We start from the raw sequence: 26,377 nt of genomic DNA, 5'->3' as shown, positions 1-26,377 counted from the left end.
ATCCGGCACGAAGGAAACCTGCAAGGAGGACATCATGACGATGCGAGCCTGCATAATGACCGAGAGCCATCTGAAGACTGTGCTCGAAATGTTGCGCGACAAGCCGGAGCTGGGTGCTGCGCGATCGCTGGTGGAAGCGGCGCTCACGGAGGTCGAAACTGTACGGCAGAGCCATGCCGCGGCCTTTCAGCAGGCCGGCCGGCGGAGGGCGAGGTGAGGGTGGCGGCGGGGAACCTGGGGCCTTGCCCGCTCAACTCCCCAGCAGCAATGCGGCGAGTGCCACCTGCGAATTGACGCCGAGTTTGGAGTAGATATTCCGAAGATGCGTCCGGACCGTCTCGTAGCTGATCTGATAGGCTGTCGCGACTTCCCGTGGCGTGTTTCCCGAGGCGACGCTGAGAGCGACCTTGATTTCGGTCACCGTCAGTTTCGAGGTTTCCATGAGGGCGTTCTGCCGGTCTTTCAACGGGGCGGCCACCATCGGCTCGGCAATGACAGCAACAGTCGGCCCTTCCAGAAATTCCGTGAATGCGCTCGACTGAAGCCTGACGATGGTCAGGCGATAGCTGCCTTCCTTTCCGTCGCCCTGGACGATGGCGGTATAGGGGCCCCTCTGTCCGTCGTGGCGGGATGCGAGCCACTCGAAGGCTGCCGCCGATTTCTGGCATCGAATGCTGATCCGCCCATCGGCAGCGACGCGAAATGGAAACCCGGCGGCGATGATGTTTTCAGCCGTGCGATTCGACCAGCGCACCTTGCGCTTGTCCGACACGTAGATGAGGCCGGCACCGATGCTGTCGAACAACGTTCGCAGCGCCTGATTGTCAGGCGCAAGCAGGTCGCGCTTGCGGATGAAATCGAACGCGCGCTTCAGGTGAGGGGCAAGCAGGGTGTAGCGCTCGGCGGCCTTCCTGTTGCGCTCGGGATCGGAGGAGGAGGTCGCTGTCGAAAGAATGAAGGTGCGGGCTTCTTCACGGATGATGGAGACGCCGATACTGGTCTCGCAGCCCGCCTGCCGCTTCAGCCAGTCATTGTAGAATTCGGTCTTGACGAGGTTCCTTCGGGCAAAGATATCCTCGCCGCACAACCCGCGGCCGACCGGCACCAGGCCCATGCGCGGGATCCACGGATTGACCGACGCGAAGTGATTGCTGAACTGATCGACCTCGTCCTTGGTGAAGCCTGAAATATAGGGAACGTGGGCAACCGGCGAGGCAAGATCGTGGTAGTGCAGGGCAGCCTTGCCGTCGGGAGAAGTCTTGGCGACGGCATCCAGAAAGCCCTGCCAGCTGCATTCGCCGAACAGGCTTCCGTAAATCATATCGATCAGATGAATGGCGGCATCGGCAGGCTGCGGCATTTCTCAGGCTCGCAAAACACAAGAACACGTCTTGGTTGTCGCAAATCGGCACGGGATTGACCAGCCCTTCAAAAGAAGATGTTCACATGGCCGTCCGGTCATCGGATGGCCGCACGGCGCCAGGTCCGCCGCCCATACTCCAGGTGGAGCATGCCCTGCACGCGAAGGCGCTGTAGACCCACAAACGGGCGGGGTTTGCGAACGGACGGGTCTGTCCGGACGCTTCCCTTGCGCCCGTCTATCAAGGGGAAGGGGATACAATGAAACTCAGATATTCGCTCGCCGTTCTGATCGCTTTCGGACTGGCCGGATGCCAATCGATCCTGAAGGAAGAGCCCGCAAAGGGAACGCTACCGACCGGAAAGAAAGTCCTTGTCGATGACGGCACCTGCCCGCCCGGAGAGGTAAAACAGGTGACCGGCGCCACAGCCGGAAATCCGCGCATCAAGGAATGCGTGCCAATGCCGAAGGGGTGATGTCCGAGAAATGATTGGCGCACCCGACAGGATTCGAACCTGTGACCTTTGGAATCGGAATCCAACACTCTATCCAGCTGAGCTACGGGTGCATGCCGTGGCGGTTTGAATCGCCTGTCCGATGTGGTGGTTCTTAGCCTAGCTTTCGGCGCTCTTCAATCGCCAAATGGCGAAATCGGCGGAATGGCTGGCGGCGTCACCGGAATTCTAAGGAAAAGCCCGCCGGGCTTTGGCGCGGCGGGCTTTCTGTTGTGTTGATGTCTCAGACCTGCATGGCGCCGGGGCCGGGGATGGCCTTGGGCGGGACCTTGCCGAGGATGATCATACCGAGGACTTCGTCCTTGGTGACGTCTTCGGTGCGGGCGTGGCCGACGACCTGGCCGTTCTTCATCACCGAGACGCGGTCGGCGAGGTCGAAGACGTCGTGGATGTCGTGGCTGATCAGGAAGATGCCGATGCCTTCCTTCTTCAGCTGCTTGATCAGTTCGCCGACCTGTGCCGTTTCCTGGGGGCCGAGCGCTGCCGTCGGCTCGTCCATGATCAGGATGCGGGCGTTGAAGAGGATCGCGCGGGCGATCGCCACCGATTGCCGCTGGCCGCCCGAAAGCGCTTTCACCGGCTCCTTGAAGCGGCGGAAGTTGGGGTTCAGGCGTCCCATCACCTCGCGGGCCGAGGCTTCCATGGCGACGTCGTCGAGCGTGCCCCACTTGGTGCGGATTTCGCGGCCGAGATAGAGGTTGGCGGCGGCATCGACATTATCGGCGACGGCAAGCGTCTGGTAGATCGTTTCGATGCCATATTTCTTGGCATCGCGCGGATTGCGGATATCGGCCGGTTCTCCATTGATCAGGATATCGCCCGAGTCGCGCTTGTAGGCGCCCGAGAGGATCTTGATCAGCGTCGACTTGCCGGCGCCGTTATGGCCGAGCAGGGCGACGACTTCGCCGGGGTAGAGATCGACCGAGGCGTTGTCGACGGCGTGGATACCGCCGAAGGAGATCGAGATATTCTTCAGTTCCACAAGGGGAGTGCGTTGTTCAGTCATGAGTCGTACTCCTCTTACTTCGCACGCGAGCGGTAGACCGTGTCGAGCCAGACGGCAACGACGAGGACGGCACCGACCACAACGTTCTGGATGGGGGTATCCACATTTGCGAGACCCATGCCCGACTGCAGCGACTGCATGACGAGCGCGCCGAGCATGGCGCCGGCGACCGTGCCGGTGCCGCCTGCAAGCGACGTGCCGCCGATGACGGCCGCGGCAATGGTATAGAGTTCGTAGGTCGTGCCCTGCGAATTCGCCGCCGCGTTGAGGCGGGCGGTCGAGATCGCCGCGGCAACGGCTGCGAGGAAGCCCATCAGCGCGAAGATCTTGACGGTGACCCAGCGGGTCTTGATACCGGCAAGTTCGGCCGCTTCAGGGTTGCCGCCGATGGCGAAGACATAGCGGCCGAAGCGCAGGCGGGTGGCGATGAAGGTCATGACGATGCCGACGAGAACGGCGATCAGCACCGGTACGGCGATGCCGTAGGAGATGAACAGTCCGGTCTCGGGCCAGGCGATGGCGTTGGCTTCGGCATATTTCTTGGCGATGGCAACAGGCCAGTAATAGATGGTCGAGACCCAGATGGCGCCGAGCACCAGCGCGCAGCCGAGAACGGCCAGGAAATACTCCGCCCAGAGCGGGCGGCGCGGGAAGTTGAAGCGTTTGCGCTGATGGCGCGAGCCGATGATGCCGATGACGATCAGCAGGCAGGCGATAAGCCCGATGATCCAGCTCCAGGTGGCGCCGACGGCACCTTCTGCACCGCCGCCCATGATGCGGAAAGTGGTGTCGAGGGGCGCGACCGTCTGGCCCGACGTGACATACCAGGCAAGGCCGCGCCAGGCGAGGAAGCCGCCGAGCGTGACGATGAAGGAGGGGACGCCCATGAAGGCGATGATGACGCCCTGGAAGAGGCCGATCAGCGTGCCGGCGATGAGGCCCGCGGCCAGCGTGATCACCCAGGTCCAGGAATTGTCGAAGCCCAGATATTGCGGCAGGAATTTCGCCTGGACGACGCCCATGATCATGGCGACGAGGCCAAGCATGGAGCCGATCGACAGGTCGATGTTGCGGGTAACGATGACAAGCACCATGCCGGTCGCGAGAACGGCGATTTCCGTCGTCTGGACCGAAAGGTTCCAGAGGTTGCGAGGGGTGAGGAACAGGCCGTCTGTATAGAGATGGAAGCCGATCCAGATGACCAGCAGTGCTGCGACCATGCCGAGCAGGCGCGTGTCGATCTCGGTGGCGCGCAGGAAGCGCGTGATGGGGTTTGCGTCCGCGGTGCGCGGATGACCCGGTGAGGATTGCGTGATGTCTGCCATGGGTTTGCCGTTCCCCCATTGTTTGGGCCCTGGCCGGGTGCCCGAAAAGCCCAGCCTGAGGATGCCCTGTTCTTCGAAATGACCACCGGGATGCTTCCGGAATAGCCGCGTCGGTGACGGCGTTATTCTGGCAGGGAATTAAAGCGTTCGCGGGGCGTTGCGAGGCGGGGAGGCTTCTGAAAGATGCCTGCATCCGCATCCGGCGCCGCAGCGGAAACGCTGCGGCGCCGGTCTGTTGATCAGCTTACGAGGATTAGTCGCAGGCCTTGACGCTGCCGGCCTTGACGCCCTGGCAAGCTTCAGCCTTGGAGATCCAGCCGGCGTCGATGACGACGTTCAGGTTTTCCTTGGTGATGGCCTGCGGCTTCAGGAAGATCGACTGCATCTTCACCTTCTTCGGGCCGCCGTCGAAGGTGGTAACGCCCTGGATCTTGTCCATGGTCGTGCCGCCAGCGAGGTCGAGCGCGATTTCAGCAGCGCGCTTGCCGAGTTCGCGGCTATCCTTCCAGACGGAAACCGTCTGGGTGCCGAGCGCGATGCGGTTCAGAGCGGCCTTGTCGGCGTCCTGACCGGAAACCGGTACGGTGCCAGCCATGCCCTGTGCGTCGAGAGCGGCAACGGCGCCACCGGCAGTGCCGTCGTTCGAAGCAACAACGGCGTCAACCTTGTTGTTGTTCGCGGTCAGGAACTGTTCCATGTTGCGCTGTGCGTTCTGCGGCAGCCAGCCGTCGGTATAGGCTTCGCCGACGTTCTTGATCTTGCCGGCGTCAACTGCAGCCTTCAGAACTTCCATCTGGCCGGCGAACAGGAAGTCCGCGTTCGGGTCCGACGAAGAGCCCTTGATGAAGACGTAGTTGCCTTCAGGCTTAACCTTGAAGACGCCTTCAGCCTGCAGGCGGCCGACTTCCTTGTTGTCGAAGGTGATGTAGAAAGCAGCCGGATTTTCGATCAGGCGGTCGTAACCGACGACCGGAATGCCTTCGGCAGCAGCCTTTTCGATGGCCGGGCCGATTGCATCGGAGTCCTGGGCCAGAACGATGAGGGCGTTGGCGCCCTGCGAGATCAGCGATTCGACGTCGGTCAGCTGCTTGGCAGCGGAAGACTGCGCGTCAGCGGAAATGTACTTCGCGCCCTTAGCTTCCAGCGCCTTCTTGATGGCTGCTTCGTCGGTCTTCCAGCGCTCTTCCTGGAAGTTCGACCAGGAAACGCCAACGACGAGATCGGCCGCCATGGCAGCCGTGTGCACGGAAACGAGGATGGCGGCACCCGCCATCAGCTTCATAATAGACTTCATAAATTATCCTCCCGAGTGATAAGCGGCCAGCCCCAGCCAGTGGTTCCTCCAGCCGCCGCGGATCACTGTCGAGCAACAATGCATTATTTTCTCGACAGTCGAGAAATTAAGTGTCAGAGATTTTTTCAACTGTCAACAGGCCACTACCAGCAGAATCATCCATCACGCATAAGTTGTTGGAGATGGCCTGTGAAACGAGGGCGGAAGCGGGGGAAGGGCGGCTTTATGCTGACCAAATCGAGCACGGAGTCGGTCCGGCAAAGGAATAGCGGGCTGGTTCTCGCTGCCCTGCGCCGCCACGGCGCGCTCGCGCATACCGAGATATCCGACTTCACCAAGCTGTCGTCGGCGACCGTTTCGGCGATCACGGCGGATCTCGAGAAGTCGGAGATCATCGAGCGTTCCGAGCAGCAGGCGGCGAGCGGCCGCGGGCGGCCGCGCGTGCTGTTCAGGCCACGGCGCGATTGCGGCTATCTGATTGTCGTCATCATCTCATCCGATGCCGTGCAGTTCTCGCTGGTGGATTACGCCGGCAAGCTGATCGACCGTTTCAGCGAGGGGCGCTCGCATGATCCGGCCGGGGCTGCGGTTTTTGCTGAAGCCATCAAGGAAGGTCTCGCCCGCATTCTTGAGCGGTCGCGGATTGCCCAGGAGCGGGTGCTCTTGATCTCGATCAGCAGCAAGGGGCTGGTCAACGCCGCCGAGCCGGTGCTGCTCTGGTCACCGATCTTCGGCACCGACCAGATCGATTTCGAGACGCTGCTGCGGCCGGAATGGCGGGCGCGAGTGATCCTCGACAACGAGACCCTGCTGGTTGCAGCCGCCCTCGGCGCGCATGAGGAGAATGTGAAAGGGGCGGATTTTCGTTCGCTCGCGGCTCTCTCCCTCGGCCACAGCATCGGCCTCGGCATCGTCAGGCGCGGCGCCGATGGCGGGCAGGAAATCTCGGCGCCGAATTTCGGCCATATGCTGCATCTGGCGAATGGCGGGCTCTGCCGCTGCGGGTCCAAGGGCTGTATCGAGGCGCATGCCGGCTTCTACGCCATCCTGCGCACCGCCTTCGAAGTGCCGCTCGATACTATTCCCGCCAAGTTCGTCCCGGTCGGGGAACTCGACAAGATTGCCGCCCGCGCCCGCCAGGGCCACCGCATGTCGGCCTTTGCCTTCCGGCAGGCCGGACTTGCGCTCGGCAATGGCCTGTCGCGGATGCTCAGCCTCACTGAACGCATGCCGGTGGCGATCACCGGGCCTGGGACGCGCTACTACGATCTGTTGCGCCAGGGCATCGAGGAAGGGCTGGGGCAATCGCATGTGGTGCGCATGGAGGGCATGCCCGAACTGCGGGTCGTTGCCGACGAGACGAACCTGGTTTTCGAGGGGCATCTCGGCCGCGCGCTGGCGCTTCTCGACGAGGATATTCTGGGTGGTGTCAGCCAGGTGGGATTGGAGCGGTCGGCTTAGGGCCACCTTTCCCTTTCCTGCTGCTGCCGAGAATTGAATCGGGTTCTCGACCGTAAAATCATCAATTGCTTATATTTTGTGCCGGCAGCGGCGATTGAAACTTTCGCGCATCACGCCATCCTTCTCTAAATGCCCAGTTTTTCGGCGCTTTTCGGGGTTTCAGACGATTTTACGAATCTTGCCCGCGAACTGAGCATGGTTCTTGCATTGCCATTTGCGTTGTATTCAAATGAACAAAAAAGGGGAGCCACACCTTTGGCATTTGATGAAATGATTACCGGGGACGAAAGTCCGCGTCAGCCATATGAGAAATACTTCGAGTGGTACAATGCCCAGGACAGGGCGCATCTGATTGCCAAATCCCGCGATGCGGAAAACATCTTCCGGAAAACCGGCATCACCTTCGCAGTCTACGGACATGCAGACTCCTCCGAAAAGCTCATCCCCTTCGACATCATTCCCCGCATCATCTCAGGAAGAGAGTGGCGCAAGCTCGCGCAGGGCATCGAGCAGCGTGTCATCGCGCTAAATGCTTTTCTCGACGATATCTATCACAAGCAGGAGATCATCCGCGCCGGGCGCATTCCGCGTGAGCTGATCGAGAACAACGTCACCTTCCTGCCCGAGATGATCGGCTTCCGGCCGCCGGGCGGCGTCTATACGCATATTGTCGGCACCGACATCGTGCGCACCGGTGAAGACCAGTTCTACGTGCTCGAGGACAATGCACGTACGCCTTCCGGTGTCAGCTACATGCTGGAGAACCGGGAAACGATGATGCAGATGTTCCCGGAACTGTTCCACGAGAACAAGGTGCAGCGCGTCGAGGATTATCCCTATCTGCTGCGCCAGAGCCTGGCATCGCTGGCACCTCCCGGCTGCAAAGGCAGGCCGCGTGTGGCGGTGCTGACGCCTGGCATCTACAACTCGGCCTATTACGAGCACTCGTTCCTGGCCGACACGATGGGCGTCGAGCTCGTCGAGGGTTCGGACCTGCGCGTCATCGACGGCAAGGTGAAGATGCGCACGACCCGCGGCTATGAGGCGATCGACGTGCTCTACCGCCGCGTCGACGACGACTTCCTCGATCCGCTGACCTTCCGCAGCGATTCCGCTCTCGGCATCCCCGGGATCATGGACGTCTACCGCTCGGGCAACATTACGATCGCCAACGCGCCGGGCACCGGTATCTGCGACGACAAGGCGATCTATTCCTACATGCCTGAAATCGTCGAGTTCTATACCGGGCGTAAGTCGATCCTCGAGAACGTGCCGACCTGGCGCTGTTCGGAACCATCGAGCCTGAAATATGTGCTCGAACATATTGAGGAGCTTGTCATCAAGGAGGTTCACGGCTCCGGCGGCTACGGCATGCTGGTCGGCCCGACCGCATCCAAGAAGGAGCGCGCCGATTTCGCCGAGAAGCTGAAGGCGCGACCGAACAACTATATTGCGCAGCCCACGCTGTCGCTGTCGACGGTACCGATCCTGGTGAACAAGGGGATTGCACCGCGCCATGTCGACCTGCGTCCCTACGTGCTGGTTTCCGACAAGGTACAGATCATTCCGGGCGGGCTGACCCGCGTGGCGCTGAAGCAGGGTTCGCTGGTGGTCAATTCCAGCCAGGGCGGCGGCACCAAAGACACCTGGGTACTGGAGGACTGATGCTCGGAAGAACTGCAAACGGCCTCTACTGGATGTTCCGTTACATCGAGCGCGCCGAAAATATCGCGCGTCTCGTCGATGCCGGCCTGCGCATGTCGCTGACACGCAGCGGGACGGGTGATGACAATTGGGATGGTGTGCTGCAGAGCGCGGGCGTCCGCGAGGCCTATGACGAGGGCCATTCGAAGCTGACGAGCGCCGATGCGATCGACTATCTGCTGCGCGATCTCTCCAATCCATCCAGCGTCATGGCCTGCATCGACAGCGGCCGTAACAATGCCCGGATGGTGCGCACGGCGCTGACGCGCGAGACCTGGGAAGCGACCAACGAATGCTGGATCGAGCTGAAAACGCTGCTTTCGAAGCGGCTGAAGGCGGCGGAGCTGCCTGAAGTCATCGATGTCATCAAGCGGCGGGCAGGGCTGATCCGCGGGGCGTTCCACGGCTCGATGCTGCGCAACGAGCTCTACAACTTCGCGCGCATCGGCACTTTCATCGAGCGCGCCGACAACACGGCGCGCATTCTCGACGTGAAATATTACGTGCTGCTGCCGTCGGTTTCGCAGGTGGGGTCGTCCGTCGATAACGTGCAGTGGGAATCGATCCTGCGCTCGGTCTCGGCGCATCGCTCCTACAGCTGGGCCTATGACGACGAATACCGGGCGGCGAATATCGCCGACTTCCTGATCCTCAACGGGCAGATGCCGCGGTCTCTCGCCTATTGCTACGAGAAGGTGGTCAGCAATCTCGGCTATATCTCGCGCAGCTATGGCGGCGAGCGGTTGAGGGCGCATGACACCGCGGATGCCATCCGCGCTTCGCTGCATTCGCGGGCGATCAAGGACGTGATCGATCAGGGGCTGCACGAATTCCTCGAGGAGTTCGTTAACCGCAACAATTCGCTCAGCGTCGAGATCACCAACGGCTACCGGTTTTATGTTTAGGCGGTGAAGAGATGAGACTGAAGATTAGCCACGTCACCGAATACCGCTATGACGAACCGGCGCAATTCTCGTTGCAGCGGCTGCGGCTGACACCGCCGAGCGGTTTCGGACAGGTCGTCGTCAATTGGTCGCTCAATGTCGAGGGTGCCACACCCGAAGTCGAGTATGACGACCAGTTCGGCAATCACGTCAATCTGGTGTCGCTGGAGGGTGCGCAGAAGGTGACGCGGATCGTTGCCGAAGGCGAGGTCGAGACCGATGACCGCAACGGCGTCACCGGTCCGCATACCGGCTTCTGCCCGCTCTGGCTGTTTCTGCGCGATACGCCGCGTACCAAGCCCGGCGAGCTGATCAAGGACCTGATCAAGGGCGTCAGCGGCGACAACGAACTCGCCCGCATGCATGCGCTGATGGCGGCGATCCACGAGGCCGTCGACTACAAACCGGGCACCAGCGATAGCGAAACCACCGTCGAGCAGGCGATGGAACGCAAGAGCGGTGTCTGCCAGGACCACGCCCATATCTTCGTCTCGGCTGCCCGGGCGTTGAAAGTGCCGGCGCGCTACGTCTCCGGCTATCTGATGATGGAAGAGAAGGTCGAGCAGGCGGCAACGCATGCTTGGGGCGAGGCCCACATTCCCGGTCTCGGCTGGGTCGGTTTCGATCCGGCAAACGAGATCTGCCCTGACGCCCGCTACGTCCGCACCGCGTCTGGCCTCTGCTACCGGGATGCTGCACCCGTCTCCGGCATGCGCATCGGCATGCCGGGCGAGACGCTGACGGTCACGGTGAAGGTGGAAGATAATGCGCAGGGGCAAAGCCAGAGCCAGAGCTGATGGCCGCACCCGGCGGCGGCGCGATATCGCCTACGGCCGGGATCTCGTCGGTGACCACCTCGAATTGCGCCAGCTTCGCGGGACCGAAAGCGGTCGATAGGGCAACGTCGGTCGCGTCCCGGCCGGTCGCCATCAGGATTCGTCCGATGCGCGGGGTATTGTGGCGTGCGTCCACCGTGTGCCAATGGCCGCCGAGATAGACCTCAAACCAGGCGCTGAAGTCCATCGGCGCGGGATCCCTGGGAACGCCGATATCGCCGAGATAGCCGGTGCAATAGCGCGCCGGGATGTTCATGCAGCGGCAGAGCGTGATGGCGAGATGTGCGAAGTCGCGGCAGACGCCGGTTCTGTCCGTGTAGCCGCCATGCGCGGTTCGCAGCAAGTCGGCGTTCATGTAGTCGAAGCGGATATGGCCGTGCACGAAATCGGCGATCGCCTGGACCCGCGCCCAGCCGAGCGGCGTGCCGGAAAAGGTCTTCCAGGCAAAATCGGCAAGCCTGTCGGTGTCGCAGTAGCGGCTGCCCAGCAGGAAGACCAGGACGTCATCGGGGAGATCCTTGATGTCGTGCTGTGCGGCATCGACAGGCACGAGATCCGGCTGGCCGCTATCGTAGATGTCGAATTCGGTCGAGATCGTCGTCAGCCCCGCCGGGGCGACGATGCGCGTGCAGGCGTTGCCGAACGTGTCGGTATAGCCCCAGGCATCGATCGGCTGATTGAACGATAGCGGTTGCTCCGTCAGCAGGTCACCCCGCCGCGAGGGATGGATGTTCAGCACCAAAAGCATCGGGGTGGGCTGAACGCATTCATAGCCAATCGTAAAACCAGCGTGGATCTTCATGGAATGTCCTTTGCGGAGCGGGTTGACACCCGGCAGCGGGCCATCTGGGAACGCCACTGCAGTCGATCGGTTCCATGGCGCCAATGCTTCTAGGACGGTCCGGGCTCAGTGGTGACGTTGACCTGCACGGTCATGTCGCCGAAATCGCCGGCATCGCCATCATAGCTGCCCCATAGCGGGATGGCCTGAACCGGGTCGCGCGCGACGCCGACACGGATGAGATCCTGGTTTCCGACGATGCCGTTGGTTGGGTCGAACTCGACCCATCCGGCGCCCGGGAGATAGACCTGGCACCACGCATGCGTCGAGCCGCCGCCGAGAGTCGTCGAGCCATCGCGGTCGGGCACATAGATGTAGCCAGTGACGAAGCGGGCCGCGAAGCCGAGCGAGCGGGCTGCCTCCATCATCAACAGCGCGAAGTCGCGGCAGGTGCCCTGGCGCTTCTGCAATGTCTGAACGGGGGTCTGCGTCCCGCGCTCGACGCGGCGCGCGTAGGAGAAGCTCTGGCGGATCGCGTAGCAGAGCGTCATCAGGATATGCCCTGTACGCGCCGCCGGCTCGGTGCCGACGAATTGGCGTGCCCAATGCGCAACCTCATTTTCGGGGTCGGGGTAGCGGCGGATAATCGTGCAATCGAGATCCGGCATTTCCTCCTCGTCATAGGCGAAGGGATAGGTCAGAGCCTCAGTGTCGATCTCCAGATCGAGAGGGACCTGCGCGGTGTGATCCAGGCGGATGTTGGTCTCGAAACGCAGGTGATCAGACGGTCCGGCCATGTCCACAAGGGCGATACAATTGCCGAAGACATCGTGGATCCAGCGAATGTTGGCGGGCTTGGGCATGATCGCAATCGTCGCATCAAGGAGGCGCTGATCGAAGCTGTCGCGCGGCCGGAACAGCACGCGATGCTGGCCGAAGGTGACAGGGCGTTTGTAGCTATAGTGCGTTACGTGTCTGACGGCGTAGACGGTCATGGTGCCCCTGTCTGCCGGATTCGAGCAGAGGCAGGAGCCGCCGCTATTCGAATTCCGGTACCTGCCCGGACTGAAACAGGATCACCGAGGGTCCTGCTTCGCCGATCGCCACATTGGATTCACGCGTCCACACGACCACGCCGGCGTAATCGTTGACGAGCGTCTGGGCGACATAGACTGCCGTGTCTTCCTGTTTCATCCGGCGTGGTTCGAAGGCCGGTGTCAAACCACCTTCGGAATCCCTGTTGAAGGCACTCAGCACAATCAGCTTTCGTATTCCGGGCATGGCGCTCTCCATGACCGCTAACGGTTCTGGCTCTGGTTCGTTCCAGATAGGCTTTCCGCTCACAAAGAAAAGGCGGAGCTTTCGCCCCGCCTTCCATCACGTTCAAGACATGGTTGTTTAGTGGCTGTCCTTGCCGACAGCACTGCCACGACATCCCTTGAGGAAGTCGAGGTCGGCGCCGGTGTCGGCGCCCTCAACGTGCTGCTGGTGCAGCCAGGCGTAGCCCGAGGTCGGCAGGTCGTGGTGCGGCTTCCATTCGGCGAGACGCTTTGCCAGCTCCTCTTCGGAAATGTCGAGGTGCAGGCGGCGGTTCGGGACGTCGAGCTCGATGAAGTCGCCGTTCTTGACGACAGCCAGCGGGCCGCCGACGGCAGCTTCCGGCGAGGTGTGCAGGACGACGGTGCCGTAGGCGGTGCCGGACATGCGGGCGTCGGAGATGCGCACCATGTCGGTGATGCCCTTCTTGAGCACCTTCGGCGGAAGGCCCATGTTGCCGACTTCGGCCATGCCCGGATAGCCCTTCGGACCACAGTTCTTCATGACCATGACGCAGGTCTCGTCAATGTCGAGATTGTCGTCGTTGATCTTCGCCTTGTAGTCGTCGATGTCTTCGAAGACGACGGCGCGGCCGCGGTGGACCATCAGGTGCGGGGAGGCGGCGGATGGCTTCAGGACGGCGCCCTTCGGCGCCAGGTTGCCGCGCACGACGACGATGCCGCCGGACTGCGTCAGCGCCTTTTCAGCCGGCAGGATGACGTCTTCGTTCCAGTTGACGACGTCCTTGACCTCATCCCACATGCTTTCGCCGGAGACGGTCAGCGCATCCTTGTGGAGGAGACCGGCCTCGCCGAGGCGCTTCAGCACGACGGGCAGGCCGCCGGCATAGAAGAACTCCTCCATCAGGTACTTGCCCGACGGCATCAGGTTGACGATCGTCGGCACGTCGCGGCCACAGCGATCCCAGTCGTCAAGCGTCAGGTCGATGCCGACGCGGCCGGCCATGGCGAGCAGGTGGATGACGGCATTGGTCGAGCCGCCGATGGCCGCGTTGGTGCGGATGGCGTTTTCGAAGGCCTGCTTGGTCATGATGTCGGAGGGCTTCAGGTCGTCCTTGACCATCTGCACGATGCGGCGGCCTGTCAGCTGCGCCATCACCTTACGGCGGCTGTCGACGCCGGGGATTGCGGCATTGCCCGAGAGAGCCATGCCGAGAGCTTCGGCCATCGACGCCATGGTCGAGGCGGTGCCCATCGTGTTGCAGGTGCCCGACGAACGGCTCATCGACGCTTCTGCCTCGAGGAACTCGGCCTGCGTCATCTCGCCGGCCTTCACCATTTCGGAGAACTTCCAGAGATGCGTGCCGGACCCGACGCGCTCGCCGCGGAAATAGCCGTTCAGCATCGGGCCGCCGGTGACGACGATCGACGGCAGATCGACGGAGGCCGCGCCCATGATCAGCGACGGCGTGGTCTTGTCGCAGCCGACGAGCAACACGCAGCCATCCATCGGCTGGCCGCGGATCGCTTCCTCGACCGCGAGAGCGGCAAGGTTGCGGTACATCATCGCCGTCGGGCGGAAGGTGTTTTCGGAGGCCGAGAACACCGGCACTTCCATCGGGAAGCCGCCGGCTTCCCAAACGCCGGCCTTCACCTTTTCGGCGAGCTCGCGCAGATGGCCGTTGCACGGCGTCATGTCCGACCAAGTGTTGAGGATGCCGATCACCGGGCGTCCGTCGAACAGGTCGTGGGGATGTCCCTGGTTCTTCATCCAGCCGCGGTGATAGATGACGTCACGGCTGGTGCCGCCGTACCATTCCTGCGACCGAAGCTTGCGCGGCCATTCCGCTTTCTTGAACATAGTCTCTGTCCTTCAAGGGCGCCGGACCGCCTCGCACGGCCCGGAACGCCAATGGATGTCTTAGGCCAGTGTGTAGCTGGTCTTGACGGTTGTGTAGAATTCGGCGGCGTACTTGCCCTGCTCGCGCGGGCCGTAGGAGGAGCCCTTGCGGCCGCCAAACGGAACGTGGAAATCGACGCCTGCGGTCGGCAGGTTGACCATCACCATGCCGGCTTCTGCATTGCGCTTGAAATGCGTCGCATGCTTGAGGCTGGTGGTGGCGATGCCCGACGAGAGGCCGAAGGGCGTGTCGTTGGCGGTTGCCAGTGCTTCTTCGTAATCCTTGACGCGGATGACGGAGACGACAGGTCCGAAGATCTCTTCGCGCGAAATGCGCATCTGGTTGGTCGCTTCGGTGAAGAGCGTCGGCTGTAGATAGAAGCCGGGCGTTTCGCGGGTAATGGTTTCGCCGCCGAAGGCGAGCTTGGCGCCTTCCTTCTTGCCGATCTCGATGTAATCGGTGTCGGTCTTCAGCTGGCGCTCATCGACGACAGGGCCGATATGGGTGCCGGGCTTCAGAGCGTTGTCGACGACGATGGTCTTCAGCTTTTCCGTCAGTGCAGCAACGAACTTGTCGTGGATGCCTTCGGTGACGATCAGGCGCGACGAGGCGGTGCAGCGCTGACCGGTCGAAAAGAAGCCGGAATTGGCAGCCGCTTCGACGGCGACCGTCAGGTCGGCATCGTCGAGAACGACCATCGGGTTCTTGCCGCCCATTTCCAGCTGGAACTTGCGGTTATGCTCGATGGAGGCGGCAGCGACGCGCTTGCCGGTGCCGGTGGAGCCGGTGAAGGTGATGCCCGAAACATCCGGGCTGTCGAGCATGACCTGGCCGACGACCGAGCCCTTGCCCATGACGAGGTTGAGGACGCCCTTCGGCAGGCCTGCGCGGTGCAGGATATCGACGATCGCCCAGGAGCAGCCCGGAACGAGTTCCGCCGGCTTGAAGACGATGGTGTTGCCATAGCAGAGGGCAGGGGCGATCTTCCACGCCGGAATGGCGATCGGGAAGTTCCAGGGCGTGATGATGCCGATGACGCCGAGTGGGTCGCGGGTGATCTCGACGCCGATATTCGGGCGCACCGAGGGGACGATCTCGCCGGCAAGGCGCAGCACTTCGCCTGCGAAAAATTCGAAGATCTGCGAGGCGCGGATGGTTTCGCCGATGGCCTCAGGCAGGGTCTTGCCTTCTTCGCGGGCAAGCAGCACACCGAGCTCGTCCTTGCGGGCCATGATCTCGTCGCCGGTCTTCTTCAGGATGACGTGGCGTTCCCAGATGCCGGAGCGCGACCAGGCCGGGAAGGCGGCCTTGGCGGCAGCGATGGCGTTCCTGGTGTCTTCGGCGGAGCCATCGGCATAGAGGCCGACGACTTCGTTGGTATCCGACGGGTTGATGTTCTTCGTCGCATTGGTGCCGACCCATTCGCCGGCGATCAGGTTCTGATAAATGGTCATGGGCTCGCGAGCCTCCTTTACCTTTTATGAAAAATGACCCGGCCGTAGCGGCAGCCGGGTCATGGGAAATTAGAGCTGCTTGATGACGATGTCTTCTTCGGCGTCGATTTTCAGCGGGTTCTTCAGCGGCAGGCCGAATTCGGCGACCTCGATTTCGAAGACGTCGCCGGCTTCCGGCTTGATGCCGTCGGCAAAGGACAGGGTCGCCGTGCCGAACATGTGGACGTGAACGTCGCCCGGTACGCGGAACAGGCCGTATTTGAAGTGATGGTATTCGAGGTTCGCAAAGGTGTGCGACATGTTCGCTTCACCCGACAGGAACGGCTTTTCGAAGATCACCTTGTCGCCGCGCTTGATGCGCGAGGTGCCGCGGATATCCTCAGGGGCAACGCCGATGCGGATTTCCGGGCCGAAGCTCGCCGGACGCAGCTTGGAATGGGCGAGGTAGAGGTAGTTGATCCGCTCGGTGACGTGGTCGGAAAATTCGTTCGACAGCGCAAAGCCGATGCGGAACGGTGAGCCATCTTCGGCGATGACGTAGATGCCGGCCATTTCGGGTTCTTCGCCGCCATCGAGCGCGAAGGAGGGGGAGACGAGGGGCGCGCCCGGTGCTGCAGCGCCGTAGCCGTTGCCCTTGTAGAACCACTCGGGCTGCACGCCCTTTTCGCCAGCCTTCGGCTTGCCGTTCTCGATGCCCATCTTGAACATCTTCATCGAGTCCGTGAGGGTTTCCTCAGCGGCTTCGCTGGTTTTCTTGTGCATGCTGTCGCGGGTGGCGGCCGAGCCCAGATGCGTCAGGCCGGTGCCGGTCAGATGCAGGTGGGCGGCGTCGGGATGGGTGATCGGCGGCAGGAAGCTGCCATCGGCGTAAGCCTTCTCCAGATCGACGGCATCGCCGAGGCCATGCGCCTCGATGACCGAAACGAGGGACTTGCCGGCGTTTGCCGCTTCCATCGCCAGCGCATAGACGCTGCCTGCATTCTTCACGGCTTTCGCTGCACCGCCCGGCTCGCGCACGGCGACGATGATCTCTCCGTTCGAACCCTTGATCTGCGAAATGAGCACGGTCTTCATCCTCTTTGGGTAGCTGCGGATAATGCTCCGCCCGTCCGGCTCCCTGGGGAGCCGGAACTATTCGTTTTCATGACTGCGAATGCGAATGCATGGAGCCGGCGCCGGAGCGCTCAGCCCTTATTCTTGTTATAGACGTCGAAGAAGACGGCGGCCAAAAGGACTGCGCCCTTGACCATCTGCTGGGAGTCCGTGCCGAGGCCGTGGATCGACATGCCGTTGTTCATGATGCCCATGATGAGAGCACCGATCACAGCGCCGGTCACCTTGCCGACGCCGCCCTGGGCGGATGCACCGCCGATGAAGCAGGCCGCGATGACGTCAAGCTCCAGGCCGAAACCGCCCTTTGCCGTTGCCGAGTTGAGGCGCAGCGCAACGATGAGACCGGCGAGACCGGCAAGCAGGCCCATGTTCGCAAAGGTGAGGAACGTCAGCCGCTCGGTGTTGATACCGGACAGCTTCGTTGCCTTCTCGTTGCCGCCCATGGCGTAGATGCGGCGGCCGATCGTCGTGCGGCGGGTAATGAAGGCGTAAGCGGTGATCAGCACAAGCATGATCACGAGCACGTTCGGAAAGCCCTTGTAGATCGACAGCTGATAGCCGAGCGCCAGGATGGCGAGAGCGATGACACCGTTCTGCGCAAGGAAGAAGCCGAGCGGCTCGACGTCGTTGCCATGCTTCTCGTTCGACTTGCGCTGGCGCCAGGCCAGGTAGACGAGGGTAACGGCGCCGACGACGGTCAGGATGAGCGACGTCGAATTAATGCCGCCCATGTCGAAGAGGTTCGGCAAAAAGCCGATGCTGATCAGCTGGAAGGCGGGCGGGAATGGACCGATGCTGGTGCCGGTTCCGGCACCCGTCATCACGGTCAGCGTCAGGCCGCGGAAGACCAGCATGCCCGCAAGAGTGACGATGAAGGACGGGATCTTGTGATAGGCGACGAAATAGCCCTGCAGGCCGCCAACCAGCGCACCCACGGCCAGACAAATAACGGCTGCCAGCACATAATTCATGTGCCACTCGACCGTCATGACGGCGGCGATGGCGCCGATGAAACCGACGACGGAGCCAACCGAAAGATCGATATGGCCGGCAACGATCACCAGCAGCATGCCCAGCGCCATGACGACGATGAAGGAATTCTGCAGGATGATGTTGGTCAGGTTGAGCGGGCGGAAGAGAACGCCGCCGGTCGAGATCTGGAAGAACACCATGATCGCGATGAGCGCGATGAACATGCCGTACTCGCGGATGTTACCGCGAACAAATTCGCCGATGGATACGACACGCCCTTGTTCGGTGATTGGTTGATTGATCGGCGTCATTGTTTCTTATCTCCTGAACGCATGATGGCGCGCATGATGGTTTCCTGGCTCGCTTCCCCTTTAGGCAGTTCCGCAACGATCCGTCCTTCATTCATGACGTAGATGCGGTCGCACGTACCAAGGAGCTCCGGCATTTCCGATGAAATCATCAGAACGCCTTTGCCGTCAGCCGCGAGCTGGTTGATGATAGTATAGATTTCATATTTAGCGCCAACATCAATGCCGCGCGTTGGTTCGTCCAGGATCAAAACATCGGGATCCGAGAACAGCCATTTCGACAGAACCACCTTCTGCTGGTTGCCGCCGGACAGGTTGACCGCTTCCTGGAAGATACTGGAAGAACGAATGCGCAGCTTCGAGCGATAGTCGGACGCGACCCGTGTTTCCTTGACGCTGTCGATGACCGTGGCGTTCGACACTGCCGCCAGATTGGCGAGCGTGGTGTTGTGAACGATCGTCTCGCCCAGAACGAGGCCGAGATGCTTGCGGTCTTCGGTCACATAGGCAAGACCGGCGTCGATCGCCTTGCGCACCGTCGTCGTATCGACCTTCTTGCCATCGACGAAGACGTCACCGGTGATCTTGTGACCATAGGTCTTGCCGAACACGCTCATGGCGAATTCGGTACGGCCGGCACCCATCAGGCCGGCGATGCCGACAACCTCGCCCTTGCGGACATGGACGTTGATGTCGTGCAGAACCTGGCGGTCGCGATGCTGCTGATGGAAGGCGTTCCAGTTCTTGACCTCGAAGATCGTCTCGCCGATCGGCACAGAGCGCGGCGGATAACGGTCGGCCAGGTCGCGGCCCACCATGTTCTTGATGATGATGTCTTCGCTGATCTCGTCCGCATGACAGTCGAGCGTCTTGACGGTCATGCCGTCGCGCAGGACCGTGATCTGGTCGGCGACCTTGCGGATCTCGTTCAGCTTGTGCGAAATGATAATCGAGGTGATGCCCTGCTTGCGGAATTCCATCAGCAAGGTGAGCAATGCGTCGGAATCGCTTTCGTTCAGCGATGCCGTCGGCTCGTCGAGGATGAGCAGCTTGACGCTCTTCGACAATGCCTTGGCGATCTCGACGAGCTGCTGCTTGCCGACGCCGATGTCGGTCACGAGCGTATTCGGAGATTCCGCCAGGCCGACCTTGGCCAGCAATTTCTTGGTGCGATTGAACGTTTCGCCCCAGCTGATGACGCCGTTCGTGGCGTTTTCGTTGCCGAGGAAGATGTTTTCCCCGATCGAAAGCTGCGGTACCAGGGCAAGTTCCTGGTGGATGATGACGATGCCGATTTCTTCGGAATCTTTCAGGACTTTGAAGTTGCGGACGTCGCCTTCGTAGACGATGTCGCCTTCATAGCTTCCTGCTGGATAAACGCCGGAGAGCACTTTCATCAGGGTCGATTTGCCGGCCCCGTTTTCGCCCACCAATGCGTGGATTTCACCTTGGCGAACCTTGAGGTTCACATTCTCGAGCGCTTTCACACCCGGGAACGTCTTGGTGATGTTCCGCATTTCGAGGATTAAATTGTCCATTACTTTAAAACCCAACGCCGCGACCGAAAATGATCTGGCGATCATAGAATCGAAGACCGGAACCCGCAATTGTGCAGGTTCCGGCCATTCATAATATTACTTCAGCTGGTCTTCTTTGTAATAACCGCCATCAACGAGAACTGCCTTGTAGTTCTCCTTGGTGACAGCAACCGGCTTCAGCAGGTAGGACGGAACGACCTTGACGCCGTTGTCGTAGGTCTTGGTGTCGTTCACTTCCGGCTCCTTGCCGGACATGACGGCATCAACCATGGCAACGGTTACCTTGGCGAGATCGCGGGTATCCTTGAAGATCGAGGAATACTGTTCGCCAGCGATGATCGACTTGATCGACGGGATTTCCGAGTCCTGGCCGGTGACGACCGGCAGCGGCTGTGCAGCCGTACCGTAGCCGACGCCCTTCAGCGACGAGATGATGCCGATTGACAGGCCGTCGTAAGGCGACAGAACAGCGTCAACCTTTGCGTCGGTGTAGTTAGCCGAGAGCAAGTTGTCCATGCGAGCCTGGGCCGTTGCCGGATCCCAACGCAGCGTGCCAACCTTGTCCATGCCGGTCTGGCCGGACTTTACGACGAGCTTGCCGCTGTCGATGTAAGGCTGAAGAACCGACATTGCGCCGTCATAGAAGAAGAAGGCGTTGTTGTCGTCCGGCGAACCACCGAAGAGTTCGATGTTGAACGGGCCCTTGCCGTCCTTGAGGCCGAGCTTGTCGACGATCGTGCCAGCCTGGAGAACGCCAACCTGGAAGTTGTCGAACGTTGCGTAGTAGTCAACGTTGCCGGAATCGCGGATCAGGCGGTCATAAGCGATGACCTTGATGCCGGCGTCATGAGCCTTCTGGAGAACGTCCGAAAGGGTCGTGCCGTCGATAGAAGCAACAACGAGAACCTTGGCACCCTTGGTGACCATGTTTTCGATCTGCGAAAGCTGGTTCGGAATGTCGTCGTCAGCATACTGGAGGTCGGTCTGGTAACCGGCGTCCGTGAGCTGCTTGACGATGTTGTTGCCGTCGTCGATCCAGCGAGCCGAAGCCTTGGTCGGCATTGCGATGCCAACGAGGCCCTTGTCAGCTGCCATTGCAGGCACAACGAACGAAGCGACGCCGAAGGCAGCCGCAGCCATCAATGAGATAATGGATTTCATTTCTCTCTCCCTTGTTAATAGATCGGCGGACGAAAAATCGCCCACCACGAAACTGTGGCAGGTTCCGTAGATCGGATAGTTACTTCAGATGGTGAGAAACGAAGTAGGTCTCCTCCACGATCTCACACGTGTTGAGTGCCAACCAGCACACGGCGGCAAACTCGTACGGAATCCTATAACTGTCAAATAGAATAAGTGGTAAAGTGCATAACAAATTTGGTATATCGTTAAAAAGTATTACTTTTAATGGAAGGCGGAGGGGAGGCCGCAACCATGCCGATTATTTCCGAGCCGATTTCGCTGGATCACGTCGATATCCACAGCGATAATTTTGCCGACGATGCCTTTCTGCGTGCGGGTTTAAAGCTGAATCACCTGCGTATGATCGTCGCAATCGAAGATAGCGGCCAGATTTCCGCCGCCGCGGAGACGCTCGCCATCTCGCAGCCCGCCGCATCACGGATGCTGTCCGAAATGGAATCAATCCTGAAGACCGCGCTCTACGAGCGGGTGGCACGCGGCGTGGTACTGACGACCTTCGGAGAAGCACTCGCCAGACGTGCACGCAAGATCCTGCTGGAGCTGCGCGAGGCGGGCCGGGAGATCGCCGAACTGAAGAGCGGGAAGGGCGGCTCGGTGTTCATCGGCGCGGTCACCGCGCCGGCCATGAGCCTCGTCGTTCCGGCCATCGACAAGGTGCGAAAGAGCTTCCCGGGGATCGAGGTCAACATCCAGGTGGAGACCAGCAACGTGCTGGCGCGCGAACTCCTGGCGGCGCGGCACGACTTCATCATCAGCCGTATCCCCGACGATCTCAATCCGCGACTTTTCGAGGTGCGCGAGATCGGCATCGAGAAGGCCTGCCTGATCGTGCGCAGCGGCCATCCGCTGCTGCAGGGCGGCCCGAGCAGCCTGTCCGACCTCAGCGACTATGACTGGGTGTTCCAGCCGCCGGGTACGCTGCTGCGCCGTACGGTCGAGGACATCTTCCTGGGCGCGGGTGTTCCGGTGCCCGGAAATATCGTCAACACCTCATCGCTGCTTCTGACCTGCGCCATCGTCTGCAAGACCGATGCGATCGCGCCGGTGGCGATCGACGTTGCGCAGTTCCTGGCGAGCCAGAATTCGCAGGCCGCCGATGTTCGCATCCTGCCGACCGAATTCGAGATCAACGTGAAGCCCTACAGCCTGATCACGGCGCGAGAGCGGGCGCTGCCACCGAGCGCACGGCTGCTCTACGACCTGATCCTCGCGGAGGCGATGGCGCTGTCGTAATGGCCGCAAGCCCGGCGCCATGTTGGGACGCGAGACTGCGCCCTTCGAAACGGGAAGGCGACATGCTGTTCGGACAATCGGTGTTCCAGTCGGTTCTGGAGCGCCTGAAGGCGGAAGAAGGCGAGGAAGACGACGAGGCTGGCGATCAGCCCGCGGCATATCGCGTTCGCGGCTTCGCGACCGGTCTTGCCTTCGATGTGATGGAAGGGGTGTCGACAGCGGGGGAGCAGAAGCCCGGCCAGGGCTATTTCGACAATCTCGAATTCGAAGCGCCACCACCCGCGCCGGAAACGCCTGTGGCCGTGCCCGAGCCTGAACCCGCACCGGAGCCTGAGCCGGAACCCGTCATGCCCGAACATCTGTCTCGCATCGCCCCGGCCGACATTGCGGCGGAGCTGGCGATCTCATCGACGGATACGGTGCAGTCGCTCGGCGAAAAGCGCCGAGCCTTTGCCAAGGCCAATCATCCCGATCGCGTGCTGCCGCAGTTTCGCGACAACGCGACGCGGCGCATGACATTGGCGAATCTTCTGATCGATGAAGCGGTGCGCCGCCTCAGCCGCTGATCACTCCGGATCCTTGTCTTCGGCGACGGGCTCTGCGGTTTCCGTCTTCTCTTCCGCTGGCTGCTGCGGCTTGAAAGTCCAGAACAGCATATAGAAGGCATAGATGCCCGCTGCGCCCGACAGCACGCCCCAGAAGGGATCGCCGCCGAGAAATTCCACACCCGCCCAGCCAAGGCAGACTGCAACGATGAGCGCACGTACCCAGACGTTGCGATAGGCGGGATGGGTTGGATCAATCAGCTGCATAAGTTCCCCGGTCATATTTCCATCACTTGTCTTTAGGATGGATTTCACAAATGTGAAAGGGTGGCGGGCTTGACGGCTCGCATAGAAAATGGAATGAAAATTCCAGAAATATTGCAATTCGGTCCATTTGTTCCGAATTCTCAGGGAGGTTCTCATGACTGTCAGATTTGGTCTTCTCGGTGCCGGCCGTATCGGCAAGGTGCATGCCAAGGCCGTAAGCGGCGATGCGAATGCCAAGCTCGTCGCCGTCGCCGACGCGTTTCCGCAGGCGGCTGATGCCATCGCGTCCGCCTATGGCTGCGAAGTGCGCACGATCGAGGCGATCGAGGCCGCCAAGGATATCGATGCCGTCGTCATCTGCACGCCGACCGATACGCATGCCGATCTGATCGAGCGCTTCGCGCGCGCCGGCAAGGCGATCTTCTGCGAAAAGCCGATCGATCTCGACGTTGACCGCGTCCGGGCCTGCATGAAGGTCGTGGAAGAGAACAAGGGCAAGCTGATGGTTGGCTTCAACCGCCGCTTCGACCCGCATTTCATGGCTGTGCGCAAGACGATCGACGACGGCCGGATCGGTGATGTCGAGATGGTGACGATCACCTCGCGCGATCCGGGCGCACCACCGGTCGATTACATCAAGCGTTCGGGCGGTATCTTCCGCGACATGACGATCCATGACTTCGACATGGCGCGCTTCCTGCTCGGCGAAGAGCCGGTCTCGGTGTTCGCAACGGCTGCCGTTCTCGTCGACAAGGCGATCGGCGAAGCTGGCGATTACGACAGCGTTTCGGTTCTGTTGCAGACGAAATCCGGCAGGCAGGCGATGATCTCCAACTCGCGCCGCGCCACCTATGGCTACGACCAGCGCATTGAAGTGCATGGTTCGAAGGGCATGGTTGCTGCGGAAAACCAGCGTCCCGTTTCCATCGAGGTTGCCAATGGCGACGGCTATACCCGCCCGCCGCTGCACGACTTCTTCATGACGCGCTACACCGAAGCCTATGCCAACGAGATCGCCAGCTTCATCGCCGCGATCGAAAAGGGCAGCAAGATCGCGCCGTCGGGTGCCGATGGTCTCGCAGCGCTGGCGCTTGCCGATGCCGCGGTTCAGTCCGTCAAGGAAGGCAAGCTCATCAAGATCGGCTGACGGCCTTCTCCCGACCGAAAGCTGACCATGAGATGGCCGGGCAATCGCCCGGCCATTTCGGTTTCCGGGCATCAGCCGGATTTGAATTTAGCATCAACGTTTCGCCTTTGACGCAGCGGAGCGGGGAGGCTATCAGCCGGGGATATTCTTGCTCTTGCCCCGAGCCGCATCATGACCCTCGACCGCTTCGCTCCCGCCATCTTCGTGCTTCTCTGGTCGACCGGCTGGGTCGTGGCGAAATATGCGGCGATGCATTCGGAGCCGTTCACGTTTCTCGTCATGCGCTACACGCTGTCGGCGCTCGCCTTCCTGGCGCTCTGTCTGGTGCTGAAGGCGAAGTGGCCCGACCGCGCGACCATCTGGCGGGCGATCTATTCCGGGTTCTTCCTGCACGGCTTCTATCTTGCCGCCATCTGGTGGGCGATCGCCAATGGCGTACCGGCCGGAATCTCCGGCGTGATTGCCGCCATGCAGCCGCTACTGACGGCGATGGCCGCACCCTTCCTGATCGGTGAGCGTCTGCAGCCGGCGCAGAAGCTCGGCCTGGCGCTCGGTTTCCTTGGCATCATCATTGCCGTGTCGCCCAAGCTTCTCGAACCGGCGACCGCCGATCTGATGCATTCGGCGGTGCCGCTGACGATCAACCTGATCGGCATGGCCTCGGTCACCTACGGAACGATCTATCAGAAGAAGCACCTCCACAGCGGCGACCTGAAGACCATCGCGACACTGCAATATCTCGGCGCGCTCATCATCACCGTGCCGCTGGCGCTCGCCTTCGAAAGCCTGCATTTCGACGGCACCGCCGAAGCCTTCGCGGCGCTGGCCTGGTCGGTCTTCGGTCTGTCGATGGGCGGTATCGGCCTGTTGCTCTACCTGATCCGCCGCGGTCAGGTGTCGCGCGCAGCGTCGCTGATCTACCTGATGCCGCCGACGGTGGCGATCGAGGCCTTCATCGCCTTTGGCGAGCCGCTGACACTGCCGCTCATCCTCGGGACTGTCGTTGTTGTCACTGGTGTCTATCTGACCAATCGAAAGAGCGTGCGGGCGATCGAGGCCTGATTACTCGGCGGCCGGAGCCGCGTGGGTGAGCTTTGCGATCTTGCGGACGTGGGTGACGGCAGCGGTGCCGCCCGAGGTCTTGGTGAAGAGCTCGAGGCGTTCTTCCTCGTTATCCTCGACCGGCGTCAGCGCCTGGTCCATGTAGGTCTTCGAGGCCGGATCCCTGGCGATCTTGAAGGCGGCGTAGCTCATCTTCACGATGACGCCGGCAAGCTTCATATGCTTGCTGAAGGTTTCCCACGCAAAACGCGGCCAGAAGAGCAGCGGATGAACCGGCTTCAGGCCGGGGCGCAATTCCGAGGGATGCTTCAGGCGCAGCAAGCCGCTCTGCAGCGGATGGACGTTTTCGAGCGGGACCGTCGTTGCGAAGGAGACGAGGACCTTGACGAGGCTGGCGAGCGGCACGCCGGTTGCGACCGCACGGCGCAGCAGCGTCTTTACATGTTCGGGCGAGTAATAGAGCGACCACGCCTCGCGGTAGACTGTCTCCCACTCCTCGCGGCTCATCTTGTCATGGGCGGTGCAGACATGCTCGACGTCGTAGGTGTTGAGGTCACCATCCATCTCTACGCCCTTGCGCCATAGCGTCTGATGGTCCTCCGAACCCGGCAGGGGCGTCAGCACGAAGAACTCGATGACATCAAGCGGAAGTTCGTGCTGGATGATCTGGATGTCGCGGCGGATGCTCTCGGGCGTATCGGCGGGGAAGCCCAGGATGTAGCCGGCCAGCGTCATGATGCCCTGTGCCTTCCAGGCGAGCAGCATCTTGCGGTATTCGGTGATCTTGTTCTGGTTCTTCTTGGCCGCTGTCAGATTATCGGGGTTGACGTTTTCCAGGCCGATGAAGACGCGGGTGACGCCGGCGCGCTTCGATTTCTCGATGAAGTTCGGGATCTTGTGGCAGAGCGTATCGACTTGGATCATCAGGCCGAGCGGAATGCCGTCCTTTTCCTTCAGTTCGATCAGCCGGTCGAAGATCGCTTCCCAATCGCGGTTGCGGGCGAAGTTGTCGTCGGTGATGAAGAATTTGTGGATGCCCTGCGCCCAGTTCATCCGGACGAGCTTCTCGATATCGTCGGCCGAGCGGAAACGCGACTTGCGGCCCTGGACATTGATGATGGTGCAGAAGGA

The 26,377-nt window shown here is 61.2% G+C and carries 25 protein-coding genes and 1 tRNA gene; 10 read left to right on the top strand and 16 right to left on the bottom strand.

Features of this window, described 5'->3' with window-relative positions:
* Positions 1-34: 34 nt before the first annotated feature.
* Positions 35-217 (top strand): hypothetical protein, encoded by a 183-nt coding sequence (locus AC1DJO_RS14525; RefSeq protein ID WP_148194282.1) that lies wholly within the window; start codon positions 35-37, stop codon positions 215-217.
* A 33-nt stretch (positions 218-250) separates the two neighbouring features.
* On the opposite strand, the gene AC1DJO_RS14520 is transcribed toward AC1DJO_RS14525, so the two are convergent.
* On the bottom strand, positions 251-1,360 hold the full coding sequence (locus AC1DJO_RS14520) for a helix-turn-helix transcriptional regulator (protein ID WP_477971307.1): 1,110 nt from the start codon (positions 1,358-1,360) through the stop codon (positions 251-253).
* Between the two features lie 260 nt (positions 1,361-1,620).
* Here AC1DJO_RS14520 and AC1DJO_RS14515 point away from each other — a divergent pair, with 260 nt between their 5' ends.
* Positions 1,621-1,836 (top strand): DUF6719 family protein, encoded by a 216-nt coding sequence (locus AC1DJO_RS14515; protein ID WP_112390228.1) that lies wholly within the window; start codon positions 1,621-1,623, stop codon positions 1,834-1,836.
* Positions 1,837-1,851: 15 nt separating this feature from the next.
* Here AC1DJO_RS14515 and AC1DJO_RS14510 read toward each other — a convergent pair.
* The 4 genes from AC1DJO_RS14510 to xylF all read right to left on the bottom strand — a co-directional run bounded on the left by AC1DJO_RS14510 (position 1,852) and on the right by xylF (position 5,500).
* Positions 1,852-1,928 (bottom strand) — tRNA-Arg (locus AC1DJO_RS14510).
* Positions 1,929-2,098: 170 nt separating this feature from the next.
* Positions 2,099-2,881 (bottom strand): ATP-binding cassette domain-containing protein, encoded by a 783-nt coding sequence (locus AC1DJO_RS14505; RefSeq protein WP_112390230.1) that lies wholly within the window; start codon positions 2,879-2,881, stop codon positions 2,099-2,101.
* A gap of 14 nt (positions 2,882-2,895) precedes the next feature.
* Positions 2,896-4,206, bottom strand: a complete 1,311-nt coding sequence (locus AC1DJO_RS14500; RefSeq protein WP_112390231.1) for a sugar ABC transporter permease — start codon at positions 4,204-4,206, stop codon at positions 2,896-2,898.
* A 253-nt stretch (positions 4,207-4,459) separates the two neighbouring features.
* Positions 4,460-5,500 (bottom strand): D-xylose ABC transporter substrate-binding protein, encoded by a 1,041-nt coding sequence (gene xylF / locus AC1DJO_RS14495; RefSeq protein ID WP_477971305.1) that lies wholly within the window; start codon positions 5,498-5,500, stop codon positions 4,460-4,462.
* A 225-nt stretch (positions 5,501-5,725) separates the two neighbouring features.
* Here xylF and AC1DJO_RS14490 point away from each other — a divergent pair, with 225 nt between their 5' ends.
* From AC1DJO_RS14490 to AC1DJO_RS14475, 4 genes are all read left to right on the top strand, one after another.
* On the top strand, positions 5,726-6,961 hold the full coding sequence (locus AC1DJO_RS14490; protein WP_112515555.1) for an ROK family transcriptional regulator: 1,236 nt from the start codon (positions 5,726-5,728) through the stop codon (positions 6,959-6,961).
* Between the two features lie 255 nt (positions 6,962-7,216).
* Positions 7,217-8,626: a circularly permuted type 2 ATP-grasp protein gene (locus AC1DJO_RS14485; RefSeq protein ID WP_112390234.1), complete on the top strand. Its 1,410-nt coding sequence runs from the start codon at positions 7,217-7,219 to the stop codon at positions 8,624-8,626.
* A complete protein-coding gene (locus AC1DJO_RS14480) occupies positions 8,626-9,570 on the top strand; it encodes an alpha-E domain-containing protein (RefSeq protein WP_477971303.1) in 945 nt (314 codons plus the stop codon). The genes AC1DJO_RS14485 and AC1DJO_RS14480 overlap by 1 nt, the downstream gene beginning before the upstream one ends.
* Before the next feature lie 11 nt (positions 9,571-9,581).
* Entirely contained in the window at positions 9,582-10,406 is an 825-nt protein-coding gene (locus tag AC1DJO_RS14475; protein ID WP_477971301.1) for a transglutaminase family protein, read from the top strand.
* Here the strand turns inward: AC1DJO_RS14475 and AC1DJO_RS14470 are convergent.
* From AC1DJO_RS14470 to chvE, 9 genes are all read right to left on the bottom strand, one after another.
* Complete coding sequence (locus AC1DJO_RS14470; RefSeq protein WP_477971299.1) at positions 10,354-11,247, bottom strand: transglutaminase-like domain-containing protein; 894 nt, start codon at positions 11,245-11,247, stop codon at positions 10,354-10,356. The genes AC1DJO_RS14475 and AC1DJO_RS14470 overlap by 53 nt on opposite strands.
* Positions 11,248-11,336: 89 nt before the next feature.
* Positions 11,337-12,221 carry a transglutaminase family protein gene (locus AC1DJO_RS14465; protein ID WP_112537984.1) on the bottom strand — a complete coding sequence of 295 codons (885 nt, stop codon included), beginning with the start codon at positions 12,219-12,221 and terminating at the stop codon, positions 11,337-11,339.
* Between the two features lie 43 nt (positions 12,222-12,264).
* Positions 12,265-12,507: a hypothetical protein gene (locus tag AC1DJO_RS14460; RefSeq protein WP_112537983.1), complete on the bottom strand. Its 243-nt coding sequence runs from the start codon at positions 12,505-12,507 to the stop codon at positions 12,265-12,267.
* 117 nt (positions 12,508-12,624) lie between these two features.
* Positions 12,625-14,364 carry an L-arabinonate dehydratase gene (araD, locus tag AC1DJO_RS14455; protein WP_112515563.1) on the bottom strand — a complete coding sequence of 580 codons (1,740 nt, stop codon included), beginning with the start codon at positions 14,362-14,364 and terminating at the stop codon, positions 12,625-12,627.
* Positions 14,365-14,424: 60 nt separating this feature from the next.
* Complete coding sequence (locus AC1DJO_RS14450) at positions 14,425-15,858, bottom strand: aldehyde dehydrogenase family protein (RefSeq protein ID WP_477971296.1); 1,434 nt, start codon at positions 15,856-15,858, stop codon at positions 14,425-14,427.
* 69 nt (positions 15,859-15,927) lie between these two features.
* Positions 15,928-16,923 (bottom strand): AraD1 family protein, encoded by a 996-nt coding sequence (gene araD1, locus AC1DJO_RS14445; RefSeq protein WP_477971294.1) that lies wholly within the window; start codon positions 16,921-16,923, stop codon positions 15,928-15,930.
* A 119-nt stretch (positions 16,924-17,042) separates the two neighbouring features.
* On the bottom strand, positions 17,043-18,254 hold the full coding sequence (gene mmsB, locus AC1DJO_RS14440) for a multiple monosaccharide ABC transporter permease (protein ID WP_112390243.1): 1,212 nt from the start codon (positions 18,252-18,254) through the stop codon (positions 17,043-17,045).
* Complete coding sequence (gene mmsA, locus AC1DJO_RS14435; RefSeq protein WP_310294149.1) at positions 18,251-19,789, bottom strand: multiple monosaccharide ABC transporter ATP-binding protein; 1,539 nt, start codon at positions 19,787-19,789, stop codon at positions 18,251-18,253. The genes mmsB and mmsA overlap by 4 nt, the downstream gene beginning before the upstream one ends.
* 96 nt (positions 19,790-19,885) lie before the next feature.
* A complete protein-coding gene (gene chvE / locus AC1DJO_RS14430) occupies positions 19,886-20,950 on the bottom strand; it encodes a multiple monosaccharide ABC transporter substrate-binding protein (protein WP_112390245.1) in 1,065 nt (354 codons plus the stop codon).
* A 273-nt stretch (positions 20,951-21,223) separates the two neighbouring features.
* Between chvE and AC1DJO_RS14425 the strand changes: the two genes are divergently transcribed.
* Both AC1DJO_RS14425 and AC1DJO_RS14420 read left to right on the top strand, forming a co-directional pair.
* Positions 21,224-22,225: a LysR family transcriptional regulator gene (locus tag AC1DJO_RS14425; protein ID WP_477971292.1), complete on the top strand. Its 1,002-nt coding sequence runs from the start codon at positions 21,224-21,226 to the stop codon at positions 22,223-22,225.
* Positions 22,226-22,287: 62 nt separating this feature from the next.
* Complete coding sequence (locus AC1DJO_RS14420; protein WP_477949420.1) at positions 22,288-22,791, top strand: hypothetical protein; 504 nt, start codon at positions 22,288-22,290, stop codon at positions 22,789-22,791.
* Here AC1DJO_RS14420 and AC1DJO_RS14415 read toward each other — a convergent pair whose 3' ends face one another.
* Positions 22,792-23,037 carry a hypothetical protein gene (locus tag AC1DJO_RS14415; RefSeq protein ID WP_477971621.1) on the bottom strand — a complete coding sequence of 82 codons (246 nt, stop codon included), beginning with the start codon at positions 23,035-23,037 and terminating at the stop codon, positions 22,792-22,794.
* Positions 23,038-23,191: 154 nt separating this feature from the next.
* On the opposite strand from AC1DJO_RS14415, the gene iolG reads away from it, so the two are divergent.
* Entirely contained in the window at positions 23,192-24,184 is a 993-nt protein-coding gene (gene iolG, locus AC1DJO_RS14410) for an inositol 2-dehydrogenase (RefSeq protein ID WP_477971290.1), read from the top strand.
* A gap of 171 nt (positions 24,185-24,355) precedes the next feature.
* Positions 24,356-25,246, top strand: a complete 891-nt coding sequence (locus AC1DJO_RS14405) for a DMT family transporter (RefSeq protein ID WP_477971288.1) — start codon at positions 24,356-24,358, stop codon at positions 25,244-25,246.
* Here AC1DJO_RS14405 and AC1DJO_RS14400 read toward each other — a convergent pair.
* On the bottom strand, positions 25,247-26,377 hold a 1,131-nt coding region (locus tag AC1DJO_RS14400), incomplete at its 5' end, for a B12-binding domain-containing radical SAM protein (protein WP_477971286.1).

The sequence above is a fragment of the Rhizobium sp. 05N430 genome (assembly GCF_056396985.1).
Note: the sequence above shows the minus strand (reverse complement) of the source record. Positions and strands in the feature narration are given on the sequence as shown.

Excerpts from the sequence above, each read along its gene's own strand:
- AC1DJO_RS14525 (WP_148194282.1), top strand. The coding sequence starts at position 35 with ATGACGATGCGAGCCTGCATAATGACCGAGAGCCATCTGAAGACTGTG.
- AC1DJO_RS14520 (WP_477971307.1), bottom strand. The coding sequence starts at position 1,360 with ATGCCGCAGCCTGCCGATGCCGCCATTCATCTGATCGATATGATTTAC.
- AC1DJO_RS14515 (WP_112390228.1), top strand. The coding sequence starts at position 1,621 with ATGAAACTCAGATATTCGCTCGCCGTTCTGATCGCTTTCGGACTGGCC.
- AC1DJO_RS14505 (WP_112390230.1), bottom strand. The coding sequence starts at position 2,881 with ATGACTGAACAACGCACTCCCCTTGTGGAACTGAAGAATATCTCGATC.
- AC1DJO_RS14500 (WP_112390231.1), bottom strand. The coding sequence starts at position 4,206 with ATGGCAGACATCACGCAATCCTCACCGGGTCATCCGCGCACCGCGGAC.
- xylF (WP_477971305.1), bottom strand. The coding sequence starts at position 5,500 with ATGAAGTCTATTATGAAGCTGATGGCGGGTGCCGCCATCCTCGTTTCC.
- AC1DJO_RS14490 (WP_112515555.1), top strand. The coding sequence starts at position 5,726 with ATGCTGACCAAATCGAGCACGGAGTCGGTCCGGCAAAGGAATAGCGGG.
- AC1DJO_RS14480 (WP_477971303.1), top strand. The coding sequence starts at position 8,626 with ATGCTCGGAAGAACTGCAAACGGCCTCTACTGGATGTTCCGTTACATC.
- AC1DJO_RS14475 (WP_477971301.1), top strand. The coding sequence starts at position 9,582 with ATGAGACTGAAGATTAGCCACGTCACCGAATACCGCTATGACGAACCG.
- AC1DJO_RS14470 (WP_477971299.1), bottom strand. The coding sequence starts at position 11,247 with ATGAAGATCCACGCTGGTTTTACGATTGGCTATGAATGCGTTCAGCCC.
- AC1DJO_RS14465 (WP_112537984.1), bottom strand. The coding sequence starts at position 12,221 with ATGACCGTCTACGCCGTCAGACACGTAACGCACTATAGCTACAAACGC.
- AC1DJO_RS14460 (WP_112537983.1), bottom strand. The coding sequence starts at position 12,507 with ATGCCCGGAATACGAAAGCTGATTGTGCTGAGTGCCTTCAACAGGGAT.
- araD (WP_112515563.1), bottom strand. The coding sequence starts at position 14,364 with ATGTTCAAGAAAGCGGAATGGCCGCGCAAGCTTCGGTCGCAGGAATGG.
- AC1DJO_RS14450 (WP_477971296.1), bottom strand. The coding sequence starts at position 15,858 with ATGACCATTTATCAGAACCTGATCGCCGGCGAATGGGTCGGCACCAAT.
- mmsB (WP_112390243.1), bottom strand. The coding sequence starts at position 18,254 with ATGACGCCGATCAATCAACCAATCACCGAACAAGGGCGTGTCGTATCC.
- mmsA (WP_310294149.1), bottom strand. The coding sequence starts at position 19,789 with ATGGACAATTTAATCCTCGAAATGCGGAACATCACCAAGACGTTCCCG.
- chvE (WP_112390245.1), bottom strand. The coding sequence starts at position 20,950 with ATGAAATCCATTATCTCATTGATGGCTGCGGCTGCCTTCGGCGTCGCT.
- AC1DJO_RS14425 (WP_477971292.1), top strand. The coding sequence starts at position 21,224 with ATGCCGATTATTTCCGAGCCGATTTCGCTGGATCACGTCGATATCCAC.
- AC1DJO_RS14420 (WP_477949420.1), top strand. The coding sequence starts at position 22,288 with ATGCTGTTCGGACAATCGGTGTTCCAGTCGGTTCTGGAGCGCCTGAAG.
- AC1DJO_RS14415 (WP_477971621.1), bottom strand. The coding sequence starts at position 23,037 with ATGCAGCTGATTGATCCAACCCATCCCGCCTATCGCAACGTCTGGGTA.
- iolG (WP_477971290.1), top strand. The coding sequence starts at position 23,192 with ATGACTGTCAGATTTGGTCTTCTCGGTGCCGGCCGTATCGGCAAGGTG.
- AC1DJO_RS14405 (WP_477971288.1), top strand. The coding sequence starts at position 24,356 with ATGACCCTCGACCGCTTCGCTCCCGCCATCTTCGTGCTTCTCTGGTCG.